Annotated in this window: 17 protein-coding genes; all 17 read left to right on the top strand. The window is 51.0% G+C overall.

Annotated features, from left to right (window positions below):
- Positions 1-1405: hypothetical protein (locus Q0135_RS09490; protein WP_297990068.1), on the top strand; the 1405-nt coding region annotated here is incomplete at its 5' end.
- A gap of 72 nt (positions 1406-1477) precedes the next feature.
- On the top strand, positions 1478-1777 hold the full coding sequence (locus Q0135_RS09485) for a hypothetical protein (protein WP_297990066.1): 300 nt from the start codon (positions 1478-1480) through the stop codon (positions 1775-1777).
- Positions 1778-1779: 2 nt separating this feature from the next.
- Positions 1780-2337, top strand: coding sequence for a hypothetical protein (locus tag Q0135_RS09480; protein WP_297990065.1), 558 nt, complete (start codon positions 1780-1782; stop codon positions 2335-2337).
- Between the two features lie 12 nt (positions 2338-2349).
- Positions 2350-3279, top strand: a complete 930-nt coding sequence (locus Q0135_RS09475) for a DUF5309 family protein (RefSeq protein ID WP_297921068.1) — start codon at positions 2350-2352, stop codon at positions 3277-3279.
- Between the two features lie 40 nt (positions 3280-3319).
- Positions 3320-3955: a hypothetical protein gene (locus tag Q0135_RS09470; protein ID WP_297990063.1), complete on the top strand. Its 636-nt coding sequence runs from the start codon at positions 3320-3322 to the stop codon at positions 3953-3955.
- Positions 3955-5154, top strand: coding sequence for a hypothetical protein (locus Q0135_RS09465; protein ID WP_297990061.1), 1200 nt, complete (start codon positions 3955-3957; stop codon positions 5152-5154). Before Q0135_RS09470 ends, Q0135_RS09465 begins: the two co-directional genes overlap by 1 nt.
- Positions 5155-5163: 9 nt before the next feature.
- Positions 5164-5655 carry a hypothetical protein gene (locus Q0135_RS09460; protein WP_297990059.1) on the top strand — a complete coding sequence of 164 codons (492 nt, stop codon included), beginning with the start codon at positions 5164-5166 and terminating at the stop codon, positions 5653-5655.
- Positions 5652-5912 carry a hypothetical protein gene (locus tag Q0135_RS09455; RefSeq protein WP_297990057.1) on the top strand — a complete coding sequence of 87 codons (261 nt, stop codon included), beginning with the start codon at positions 5652-5654 and terminating at the stop codon, positions 5910-5912. The genes Q0135_RS09460 and Q0135_RS09455 overlap by 4 nt, the downstream gene beginning before the upstream one ends.
- Positions 5909-6268, top strand: a complete 360-nt coding sequence (locus Q0135_RS09450; protein ID WP_297990055.1) for a hypothetical protein — start codon at positions 5909-5911, stop codon at positions 6266-6268. The genes Q0135_RS09455 and Q0135_RS09450 overlap by 4 nt, the downstream gene beginning before the upstream one ends.
- A complete protein-coding gene (locus Q0135_RS09445) occupies positions 6265-6618 on the top strand; it encodes a hypothetical protein (RefSeq protein ID WP_297990053.1) in 354 nt (117 codons plus the stop codon). Before Q0135_RS09450 ends, Q0135_RS09445 begins: the two co-directional genes overlap by 4 nt.
- Positions 6602-6958 (top strand): hypothetical protein, encoded by a 357-nt coding sequence (locus Q0135_RS09440; RefSeq protein WP_297990051.1) that lies wholly within the window; start codon positions 6602-6604, stop codon positions 6956-6958. The genes Q0135_RS09445 and Q0135_RS09440 overlap by 17 nt, the downstream gene beginning before the upstream one ends.
- Positions 6939-7358: a DUF5675 family protein gene (locus tag Q0135_RS09435; protein ID WP_297990049.1), complete on the top strand. Its 420-nt coding sequence runs from the start codon at positions 6939-6941 to the stop codon at positions 7356-7358. The genes Q0135_RS09440 and Q0135_RS09435 overlap by 20 nt, the downstream gene beginning before the upstream one ends.
- Positions 7355-7795 carry a glycoside hydrolase family protein gene (locus Q0135_RS09430; RefSeq protein ID WP_297990047.1) on the top strand — a complete coding sequence of 147 codons (441 nt, stop codon included), beginning with the start codon at positions 7355-7357 and terminating at the stop codon, positions 7793-7795. The genes Q0135_RS09435 and Q0135_RS09430 overlap by 4 nt, the downstream gene beginning before the upstream one ends.
- Complete coding sequence (locus tag Q0135_RS09425; RefSeq protein ID WP_297990045.1) at positions 7788-8417, top strand: hypothetical protein; 630 nt, start codon at positions 7788-7790, stop codon at positions 8415-8417. Before Q0135_RS09430 ends, Q0135_RS09425 begins: the two co-directional genes overlap by 8 nt.
- The gene (locus Q0135_RS09420) at positions 8414-9994 is read left to right on the top strand and encodes a hypothetical protein (RefSeq protein ID WP_297990043.1); all 1581 of its coding nucleotides are present in this window, start codon (positions 8414-8416) and stop codon (positions 9992-9994) included. The genes Q0135_RS09425 and Q0135_RS09420 overlap by 4 nt, the downstream gene beginning before the upstream one ends.
- Positions 9995-10072: 78 nt before the next feature.
- Positions 10073-10315, top strand: coding sequence for a hypothetical protein (locus Q0135_RS09415; RefSeq protein ID WP_297921036.1), 243 nt, complete (start codon positions 10073-10075; stop codon positions 10313-10315).
- A 55-nt stretch (positions 10316-10370) separates the two neighbouring features.
- A partial coding sequence (locus tag Q0135_RS09410; RefSeq protein WP_297990041.1) for a hypothetical protein occupies positions 10371-10848 on the top strand: 478 nt, incomplete at its 3' end.

Below are 10848 nucleotides of genomic sequence, written 5' to 3'. Positions count from 1 at the left end.
CGCGCTTACGGCGGTGCTAAAAAACTACTGGAAAAAGAAAGAGCACCGCGTGGGGCTATCCAAAGCCGTGCTTAGCGCGCTGTATCTGCCGCTGGGTATTGTAAATTTATTCTACGACAAAACCGCCGCACAGATCCGCACGAAATTTATCCCGATCACCGATCTGGCGTTTGATCGCCACGCAAGCGACATCAACGACATCGAATACGTAGCCTATAAATATAACCAATCGGCAAGAGAGATCAGAGAGAAGCTGGAGCGCAAATTTTATAAATCCAAAGACCGAAACGTGATCGCACAGACCACGGCAGGCAGCGAGCGCATAGCGATGCGAGATCTGTATGTCAAAAGCCGCGAGCAGGGGCGGATCGTGTGGAAGCTCAAAACCTACGCAAACGGCACTCTCGTGCGCGAAGCGACATTTTCCCGCCTGCCGTTTCACTACGGATATTGCATCGAAACTACGCCTAGCATAAACGAGGACGAGCGCGAGGATGAGATAGCAATATACGGCTCGTGTATCCCCGAGATCGTTTGGGAGCTGCAAGAGGAATACAACATCAAGCGCAATCAAAAGATCGACATCACAGAAAATCAGATCGATCCGCCTTACGCTATCGATAAAGACGCAGGCAGCGTAGCGATCAGCGACATCACGGCTCGAAAGAAATTTATCCGCACAAGCCCGGGACCGGGCAGAACGGTTAAGGACGTCATCACCGTAATGAGCGAGCCCGGCACGTATGGGCTAAGCGAAGAGATCGCGATGCTAAAGAACGAATATGAGATCGCGACGGGAGTAAACAGCGTAATGACGGGGCAGACGAGCCCGAGCGATCGCAGAGCCACGAGCGCGCTTCAGGCGGTCAATTCGGCTTCCGGCACTAGGATAGAGAGCATGCTTCAAACCCTGCTCGATACGATGCTGCAAAGCTACGCCGAACATTTCGTCTGGCTCATATACAAATTTACAAGCGACGAGGAATTCGTGCGGATTACGGAGGATCCGCAGATTATCGAAAAGATAGGCGATCGCAGCGCGCCGCTTGATTTCGACGTGAACGTAAATTTCGGCACCACCATCGCAAACGAAGTCAAGATCGGACAGCTCAACTCGCTGATGCAGGTCTTGGCGCAGGCGAATATGGCAACCCCGGCTATCTCAGGGGAGATTATCAAAGAAATTTTAACCCTAATTCTCGGCGAAAACGCGCCTATCGAGGCGATCGACGAGGCTATGGCGCAGATGCAAGCGCTCCAGCAAGCCCAGCTACAGGCGGCACAGCAGGCGCAGGACGCAGCCGATGATGAGGGCGGCGAGGCACCGGACGTCCCTGATAGGGACGAACACCCTCCGAGCGACGATGAGCTGGATCGTGCGGCACTGCTAAACGGCGGGATTTGAGATGAAAATCGAGTTTAAAAAAATTAGGACGCGCAGAAATAGAATCATTAAAAATTTTCAAAGGAGAAAGCTATGAAAAAAAGCGATTTCAAGGTGCTGGGCACGATCACCCATATGGCAACCAACGGGCTGATGGTGTTTTCAAACGGCAAGAGCACAGGGCAGATCTCGGACGGAAAGATCGGCGACGTAGTCGTCAGACACAAGGACGAGACGGGGCTGGAGGTGCAAATTTTCAGCGCCGAGGAGTGGTCTGCCATGGGGGCCGATGAGAAAAAGTCCGGCAAGGACGAAGAGGGGAAAAAGGACGACGCGAAAGCGAACGAGGATCTTTCAAATTTGGGCGGTAAAGCAAGCAAGGAAGGAGAGTAGAGATGGCTGAGGATATCTATGATGACGATTTGGACGAGGGCGTAGCGGATCCCGCCGCCGCGGCTGTCGCAGACGGCAAAGGGGAACCCGCCAAGGATGCGGGGGGCGAACCTAAAAAATCCGCCGCGCCTCGCGACGACAAATCTGCAAAAGAGGAGCCGAGCAAGGGCGCGGAGCCCGGCAAGAAAGAGGGCGCCGGAGGCAAGGTGCTAAGCGACGAGGAGTATCAAAGCTTCCGCGCGATGGAGCAAGAAAGGCAGCTCAAAGAGCTCGAAACGGATTTCAAAAAGGAATACGGGGACTTCAATATGCAAAAAGTCCTCGACAAGATGTTTGAGCTCGATGAAAAGGACAAGGGGTATTTGGAGAAAAATTTCAACCCTACGGGGATCGAAAACGTCTATCTCAAATACTTCAAAGGGGTGCCGCAGGATGACGAATATGACGTAGTCCACGGCAAGGGTGGCAGCGCTATCGACAGAGGAGAGATGGCACGCCGAATCAACAAGGGCGAGATAAGCCAAGAGGAGAAGCTCGCCTATCTCAGCAAGATTTATTAAAAGGAGAAAAAGATGCCAACTATCAGAGATGGGCTAATTACCTCAGAGGAAGCTTTCGGCAAGTCGGGGGTTGAGTTTTGGAATACGATCAAAGAGATCGGCTGGAAGAGCACGCCGTTTCTTACGGCGATCGGAATGGGCGCGCCGAGGGATAGGAGCTCCAACGCAGCTCTTGGCCATACTTGGATGTATGACGAGACGCCCGACGGCGATCTGAACAACGCTCACATGGAGGGCGGCGCTCCGGCTGCGCTGAAATACGTGATCGGCGGCAAGCTAAGCAACCACTATCAAATCGTCAAAGACACCTACGGCGTCAGCGGCACCGAGGAGGACGGCAAAAGAGTGGATGGCTCAATGGTGCTCGCTCGTGCGGGCGATCTTGCGGGCATCCGACACAAGCAGACGATCGAGAAGATTTTGCTTAGCGATCAGGCGGCTCTTGCGCGCGTCAATACCGGCGCATCAAAGGCCGCGGGAAAGTGCGGTGGCCTGAAAAGCTTTGCCACCGTAACAAACACGATCGATGCGAAGAACGCCACGCTAAGCATGCAAACGCTTAGGGACGTTTTAAAGGTGGGGCACAAGAAAAGCCGCCCGTATGATTTCATCCTAGTAAACGATAAACAGCTCGATAAGATCATGGATCTCATCGACAAGATCAAGCAGGTAAACAATACGGTGGAATATCTCCATGATAAGGTGCAGGCGATCGACTCGCAATACGGCGAGAGCGTGAAAATCCTGCTAAGCCCCGAGCTTGCGGATACGGAGCTGATCGCATTCAGAAGCGACGACATCTACAAAGTGGACTGGAGAAACACGAGAAGAAGAGAGCTTCCGAGCGAGAACGACGAGATCAAAAGGGAAATTTTAACCGAATTCACGCTTCGAGTCTGCACGCCGGTGGCCTTTGCTTGGGTGAAAAACCTAGCGGCCTAAAGCGCGGGGCAGGTAAGCCTGCCCCAAACAAGGATAAGAGATGACCTTTTCAAATTTCAAAGAAAGACTGCAAATCGCGACCCGCCCGGACGTCTTGGCTCCGAGCGACGAGGAGATCAAGACGCTGATGGGCGAAGCGGCGCTGGAGATTTGCAAGGCTATCACTCCGCTTGAGATGATCGAGATAGATCACCGCAGCTTCGAGGTGGCGTATCACTTGGGAGGCGATTACTTCGTGCGAAAATTTAAGCTTCCCGCAAAGGATAGCGACGAGATCGATTTCAAAGACGATAGCTTGATAAGCGCTCTGCTTTACGGAATCGCCGCGAAACGCGGACGAGACGAGTATTATCAAAAATATAGGAGCTTTTATCAAAGATCGCTCTGCGAATATGAGCTAAATAATTTCGATGAAAATACGCCCAACCTGACCGTCGCGCTGGCAAGGAGCGGATATCTAAAGCCCTACGGCGTCGATTATGCGCTAACTAGCATATATATCTTTGCGCCGGAGTTTCTCTCTAAGCTTGATTTCTGGCTTGCAGACGTCGCCCGTGCGCGCAATCTTTCGTGGCGAAACTTCATCTATGACTTTATTAAATTCCAAAACAAGCAACTCGATCGAGCCGATCTGGCGGCGCTGGATAAGATAATGAAAGAGAAGGTAAAACCGTAATGGCGGATAAAGAATTTACTCAAATTTGCAAAGAAATTTTGGCTGCCTCGGAAAAAATATCGCCGCTTGCCGAGCAGGCGGGGAAGCTCGTCGATAGGATAGAGCAAGCCAAAGAGGCAACCGAGCAAAACGCCGCGAGCGCAAAGAGCGCGCAACAAAAAGCGGCGGAGATCCTCGCATCCATAGAAAAGCTTCAGGAGCAGATCAAAGCTACCGCGGACAAGGTAGAAAACGCGGGCGCGCTTCTTACGGAGCTGAACTCTTTAAAAGAGCAGATTAAAACCCTGCTTCAAAACGGAATCATCAACGACGAGGCACAAAGCGCCACTCAAACTTATAGCTCAACTTTGATTGAGCGGAAGCTAGAGACCAAAGCGAGCGTGGGGTATGGCTACTCAAAGATTGAGGCGAATGCGAAATTTGACAACCTTGCGCAGGGTATAAACACCGCAATAAGCGCTGCCGCAGCAGCTCAAAGCAGCGCAGCCGGTAAGCTCGGCAAAGACGAGCAAGCCGCAGATAGTGCAAAGCTAGGGGGCGCCGCGGCCGATAAGTATATGAAGTCCGATAAATATAATCCGACCGCCGCAAGTTCGCCCAATACTCTCGTTTTGCGCGACGAAAACGGCGATTTTAAGGGCGGGAGGATTACGGCGGGGAATTTCCTCACGACCGAAAAAGCCCAAGACGACGGGGGGGACGAGCATAGCGAAATTTGCTATCGCGCAGCTCAAAGCAGCGAAGCCGAGCCTAAGCAGATGCGCTTTGCGACGCTCGGCAAAATCATATCCCTGCTCAAAGTGGAAGCGGCTACGGAGGCGAAGGCAGGTATCGTAAAACTCAAAAATTCCATCATGGGGAATTTGAGCGATACGGCGGTATCGGAAAAGGCAGCGAAAGAATACATGGACAAAAACGCTAGCATCGGTATAGGCCAAACGTGGCAGGATGTCACAACTCAAAGACAATACGGAGTAGTCTATACAAATACCACAGAGAGACCTATTATGGTGTATGTAAGGACCGCCAGCGGCAGCGGTGTAATTGTTAGTCTCGAGGTAAACGGGATTGTGGTAGCAACCGGCGGGGATGCGCAAGGTATTGGGCAAGACGGCATAAACGTTATAGTGCCGCCAAATGCGACATATAAGCTTACCGGAAACGGCACGGGTTTTGGGAAATGGGTGGAACTACGATAAGGATAAACGATGAAATACTACAAAAATTCACAAAATCAAATCTACGCTTACGATGATGACGTAAGTGCGGAGCAGATCGCAAAAGGGCTAACTGAAATTTCAGAAGCACAGGCGCAAAAGATGCGCGAGCCCTCGATCGAACAGCTACGCGAAGCAAAGACGGCAGAGCTTGCAAGATGGACCCATTCAATGGGTGATAGTTGCAAGATCAGCCTCAAAGACTTCGGCGTCATCAACGGTGGATATCGATATCTCCTCAACGTCGAGGCGATGATCGATATATTCGACAGCCTCGAAATAAGGGCGTTTCGTATGTATGACAATACGATGAAAAAAATAAACGGACAAGAGGAGCTAAAGCGCATAAAAAAGGCTATTCAGCTCGGAGGTCAAAAACTCCACACCCTAAAATGGCAGTATGAACTCAAAATTTCAAAAGCCAAAAGCAAAAAAGAGATTGACGCCATAGTGTTTACGGATACGATCGAGGTGGCGCTATGAGTTACCTTTTGATTTTTCTCTCGGCATTTATCCTCGGGATTTTGGCTTGTCCGATAGTGATCTTCTTGCGTGCTAGAAAGTGCGACCAATGGGACCGCTCCAATATGATGAATATCCTTCGGGTGTTCGCACACCTTGCGACTCACCCCGACGACTTTGCGAAGTTTCGCTACGAGGACGGCTCAAAGCCTTTCTGGTATCTAGGTAGCGATGAATTCGCCGACGTCGTGAAGACAAGACCGAAGGAGAGACTATGAACTTAAAAATTTATCTCGGAATTATCGCAGCGCTTCTTCTTGCCTGCCTTGCTCTGGCGGGGTGGAACCACAGCCTAAAGGGCAAGATCGAGCAGCTAAATAAAGACTTAGTATTTGCCAAAACCCAAGAGCTCATCAGCTCCTCAAATTTGCAAGCCTGCAACGCAAAGATCGATCTGCAAAACGCCAAATTTGAAGAGATCGCTCTGCAAAACGAAAAGCTCAAAAACGCCGGTCCTATCATCAAAAAAGAGATAGAAACTAGATACAAGCCGATAAATGTGCCGATAAGGGACGCAAAATGCGAAAAGAAGCTGAAATTCTATGAGGAAATATTCAGGGAGATGGGCAGATGAAAACAGGACAGCTATATATGCCGCAGTATTCAAAGCCTCTGCGCAAGACGTTTTTGCTCGACAAAAACTACCAAAAAGAGCTGGCTAAGCATAAGCGAGAGTATATCATCAGATTTTTTCTCTTTCTGATAGGGCTGGCGCTGTGCGTATCTCTTAGCGGGTGCGCAAAACAGGCGCCGATAACAAGAACGGAATATAAAGACGTTTTCATTCCGATAAAGTGCAAAGTAAGCCTCCCTGCAAAGCCTAAATTTGATTCAAGCAATATGCAAAGCGCGGTCGAGCTGGCAAAATACTATCAAACCTGCGAAGCGCTCCTGAAGGAGTGCGCGAATGTGGGGGATCGATAAAGAAGTGTGGAACTACATACTTGTAGGGATCATAAGCTTTTTGGGCTCGATGCTGGGGATCGGTAGCGGCAATATGAAGCTGCGAGGATCGGGCGGACAAAAGGTCATATCGTGGCTCGTGGCAGTGGGCTCATCAATGCTGTTTGCATTTGTGAGCTACGCGGTGCTGAGCGAGTTTATGCCGGGTAGCCCTAAAACCTGCATAGCCCTCAGCGGTGCGGTGGCTTGGTTCGGCGCCGACTGGGTCAGAGCGAAAATAAACAGCTTTTTGTCAAAGAAGATTAAAAATTTAAAAGATACGGATTTTGAAAGGACAAATTATGAAGATCAAGATAAATAGATTTAAAAATATCCCCGACGGCACGATCGGGAAACTCACGATCACGGACGACGGAAAAAGGCTTTTTGAATGCTTCACCCTAGAGCCGGCAGGCGGCGATACCGTCGAGCGGGGCAAGGATAGACGGATTCCGGCGGGGCGCTATAAAATGCAGTGGCACAATAGCCCGAGCCAGAAGCGAATGTGTCCGCTTCTATACAATGAGCTGGTGCCGAAGTCCCGCTACATCCTGATCCATACGGGCAACTACCCGCAAGATACGGCGGGATGCGTCCTAGTGGGCGACGGATACAGCGCCGCGGGAGTTACGAACTCCGTTCGGACATATAATTCGTTTTTCAAAATTTGCATAGGTAAACACATAGAATTCATAGAGATCACAAACGAGGAGGGGATATGAGCCTCATCGAAAATATCAAAACTCACGAGGGCTATCGCAGAGAGATATACAAAGACAGCGTAGGCAAACCCACCGTGGGATACGGCTTTTTGGTCTCGGCGCTAAGCCCTGATGAGCTAGCGCTAAATAACGGCAAGGCGGAACCTATGAGTAAAGAGGTAGCGGAAAAAATTTTAAATTTGAAAGTTGCGAAGCTTCAAAAACGGGTTTTTCAGTGCCTGCCGTGGCTTACGGACAAACCGCAAAACGTGCAGGATACCCTAGTAGAAATGGCGTATCAGCTAGGGCTTGCGGGACTCTTAGGCTTCCGTCATACTCTGGGCTGCATCGAAGCTGGAGACTACGCGCAGGCGGCTAGGAACCTACGCGCAAGCCTGCTGTATCGCCAGACCCCGCGACGGGTCGAGGACTACATAAGGGGGCTGCGAGATGGCTGATTTCAAAGAAGCGTATAGCGAAATTTATAGGCGCGTGCTCGGCGATACTATGGCGGCTGATACGCCGTATCAAAAATTTACCGCCAAGATCGATGAGTATTTTGAGAAATACGGTCTTGCGAACGACAAAAAATTTGAGATGCTTTGCAGCACTCTCGTTTCAATGACGCAGAGCGTAACGACGAGCAGCCAAGAGATCGCCCTGCGACTTCTTAGCGAAAGCGAGGAGTTGCCTTTGCGAAAACAGCAGCTCGAAGCTCAAACGAACTTGCTCGGCAAGCAGATAGAAACCGAGCAGTTAAAGATCGATCTGCAAAGGCAGCGAATGCCGCTTGAGATAGAGCAGCTCAAACTTCAAAAAGATATGCTCGCCGCTCAAATCGACAAGACAAAGGGCGATCTAGCCCTTGCCAAGGCACAGCAGGAAGCGATAAATAGGCAGGTTAAGGACAACCGTCTAATCAAAGGCGGCAGCGTGATCGGCGACTTTCTGCAAAACACGCTCAACGGCGGCTTGACGGTGCCTTCGGATATGAACAAGGTGCTTTTTAACATCATCGCCACTCTGCTAAAAGATGAGCTGACAAACATCATGCCGGGGAACTTCGAGATCAAAAAATGAGAACTCTCATCGCCGTAAACGATAGCCTAGACATCGCCTCTCGCGACGACTTCAACCCCATAAATCCTCTTGCGGGGCAGAACTTCGACATATTCTACGCAGGCAGCGCGGGATATATCGCAGGCACGAAGCCCTCGCCGAATCTTGAGGGGCTTTTTCTAGAGAACGGCTCGGTAAGCCTTAGCGATACGATACTATCGCTGAATGAGGACTTCGCAGCATTCGCGCTAAGTCCGATTTCGAGCGAGCTAAATATAGGCGGGCACGGCAGCGCGGCGTATGAAAATATCAAACAGGCGGTGCGAAAGCTACAGCTGGGATTCGGACTATTACAAATCCCGCAAAGCCCCTTTTCTTCGTCCGCCCCCTCGGGCGGCGGCGGCACGGGCGTGCGCGAGATCGAAAGCGAGAATCTGCGAAGAATCGCAGGCGAGATCGGGCAGTATTACGGCGGCGCTACGGGGCGCTATTTCGCCGAATCGCTGATCGATTGGAAATTTAGCTCGGACGCGCTCGTGGACGCGGTGTTTCAAGATACGATAGGCGCTATCGCCGATTATGCCGGCAAGCTGATCTCAAGAGGCGGCACGATAGCCTCAAATATTGGCGGCTTCGGCGCTAGCTTTTTAATCAAAGAGCTATTTACGGAGATCTACGAGGTCGCCACGGGCAAGGATTTAAGCTTCGGCTTCGGCGGAGAGAGACTGGCAAATTTAAAAACGGGCGGCGCGGGGCTGAACGTATATTCAAAGCCCCTAAGCTTTAGCGAATGGCTGGATTCGCTCTTTAGCAACACCACCGAGCTCGTGGATTCAAATTTAAGACCGGTCGGAACTTACAACTCAAGCACGGGAGTGTATTCGCTTTTCAGCGGTGCGCAATTTAACGCCCGGGGCGAAAGTATCGGCTACGTAGGCGGAGCGGCTTTTGGTTTGGCACTCGCGACTCTGGGCTTTGGGTATGCGCTCAGCTCTTTGCAGGCTCGCTCGTCCGCGGCGCTTGCCTCTGCGGTTTCGCTCGGCGGAATGGCCGCGGGCTTTGCCGCTGCGGCTCTAGCGCAAAAGCCGCTAACCTACGGCGGATATACCTATCAAACAAAAACCGATCTCTGGAGGGCTCCGAGCGGCAAAAGCATAGCCACTAGCACTCTTGCGGGGGAGATACCGGAGAAAAAAAAGTTCGCTAGCCCTCCGCTTGAACAGTTTGATAATTCTACGGATGACGAATTACAACTCGCCGCGCAAAATTCCCTCGATTTTAATATGTATTGGGAGATAACGCCGTGGAAAGAGATCCGCCCGGTTCTTCGGCTCATAGATCTTGACGCCGACGAAGTGGGTCTTGCAATAGATGCTCTTGTAACTTTTTATGAGCATCTAATTGTTTTTTCTAGTTCGTCGCAAACACAAAGACTTGCAGAGAAAGCGGCTATGGAGATTTCCGCAGAGAAGAATAGATTTATGATTGCCGCATACGAGCAAGAAAATTTTTTAATGAATAGGATTGCAAATTATGAAACCAAACGCCGCCGCAAAAAAGGCGGCAAAAGCGAGCTATACCCCATAATCTACCTATAAATTCGGCGCGCCGAAGTTTATAAAAATGAGGATTTTTGGGGCTAAGATCGATAGAAATTCAGTATGAAAGGATAGAAAATGTGGGACTGGCTGAAAAACGTCAAAGGTAGCGACGTATTGACCGGGCTGGGCGCGTTGGCGGGCGGCATCGGTAACGCCTACGCCGCAAGGCAGCAGGCCAAGGCCGCGGAGCGGACATACAATCTCAATGCGGATCTTCTTCGCGAGGAGAGGGCGAGAAAGAAGCAGGCGCAAGCGGCGCTAAATAGCGCTTGGGACGCCTCGCTGTGGAACGCGACGCCGTCCGCATCCACCATCTAGGGCTAGAAATTTATAGGGGCGGATGAGCCCGCCCGCAAGGCATAAGGAGAGCAAAATGGCATATTTCGACATCAGATATCTGCGCGAGCCGAGTATAAATCGCGGCGCGGCTCTGGGGCAGGGGGTCGCCGCGATCGGCGATAGCCTCGTAAAGCTCGGCGAGCTAGGACGAGCCAGAGAAAAGTTCGATTCAGACCTTGCGCGTCAAGCGCGAGCGGAAAAGATGGAGGCGGATAAGTTTGACTACCTAAAATTTAAGGATGATCGGGATTACGGGCTGGATAAAAAGAAGCTCGATCACACTATCCTTAAAGATGATAGGGATTATGGACTGGATAGGGCGAAGCTCGATCACACCATCTTTAAGGACAACAGAGACTACGGCCTTTCTGTGGCTAGGCTTAACGCAGAGCTCACCGAACAAGGTCGAAAGCGAGCCAAAGAGGAGGCAGACGCCGCAGCCAAGGCGCAGCAGACTGCGGACAACGTCGCATATCTCCGCAAAATCTATCCAAAAGAAAGCGCAGGATATA

It is taken from the genome of uncultured Campylobacter sp. (assembly GCF_937981295.1).
In the GTDB taxonomy this organism is placed as follows: Bacteria; Campylobacterota; Campylobacteria; order Campylobacterales; family Campylobacteraceae; genus Campylobacter_B.
The sequence above is the reverse complement of the archived record's forward strand: the minus strand, read 5'-3'. Positions and strand labels throughout refer to the sequence as shown.

Bases quoted from the DNA above. Each gene is read 5' to 3' on its own strand.
- Q0135_RS09485 (WP_297990066.1), top strand. From the start codon at position 1,478: ATGAAAAAAAGCGATTTCAAGGTGCTGGGCACGATCACCCATATGGCA.
- Q0135_RS09480 (WP_297990065.1), top strand. From the start codon at position 1,780: ATGGCTGAGGATATCTATGATGACGATTTGGACGAGGGCGTAGCGGAT.
- Q0135_RS09475 (WP_297921068.1), top strand. From the start codon at position 2,350: ATGCCAACTATCAGAGATGGGCTAATTACCTCAGAGGAAGCTTTCGGC.
- Q0135_RS09470 (WP_297990063.1), top strand. From the start codon at position 3,320: ATGACCTTTTCAAATTTCAAAGAAAGACTGCAAATCGCGACCCGCCCG.
- Q0135_RS09465 (WP_297990061.1), top strand. From the start codon at position 3,955: ATGGCGGATAAAGAATTTACTCAAATTTGCAAAGAAATTTTGGCTGCC.
- Q0135_RS09460 (WP_297990059.1), top strand. From the start codon at position 5,164: ATGAAATACTACAAAAATTCACAAAATCAAATCTACGCTTACGATGAT.
- Q0135_RS09455 (WP_297990057.1), top strand. From the start codon at position 5,652: ATGAGTTACCTTTTGATTTTTCTCTCGGCATTTATCCTCGGGATTTTG.
- Q0135_RS09450 (WP_297990055.1), top strand. From the start codon at position 5,909: ATGAACTTAAAAATTTATCTCGGAATTATCGCAGCGCTTCTTCTTGCC.
- Q0135_RS09445 (WP_297990053.1), top strand. From the start codon at position 6,265: ATGAAAACAGGACAGCTATATATGCCGCAGTATTCAAAGCCTCTGCGC.
- Q0135_RS09440 (WP_297990051.1), top strand. From the start codon at position 6,602: ATGTGGGGGATCGATAAAGAAGTGTGGAACTACATACTTGTAGGGATC.
- Q0135_RS09435 (WP_297990049.1), top strand. From the start codon at position 6,939: ATGAAGATCAAGATAAATAGATTTAAAAATATCCCCGACGGCACGATC.
- Q0135_RS09430 (WP_297990047.1), top strand. From the start codon at position 7,355: ATGAGCCTCATCGAAAATATCAAAACTCACGAGGGCTATCGCAGAGAG.
- Q0135_RS09425 (WP_297990045.1), top strand. From the start codon at position 7,788: ATGGCTGATTTCAAAGAAGCGTATAGCGAAATTTATAGGCGCGTGCTC.
- Q0135_RS09420 (WP_297990043.1), top strand. From the start codon at position 8,414: ATGAGAACTCTCATCGCCGTAAACGATAGCCTAGACATCGCCTCTCGC.
- Q0135_RS09415 (WP_297921036.1), top strand. From the start codon at position 10,073: ATGTGGGACTGGCTGAAAAACGTCAAAGGTAGCGACGTATTGACCGGG.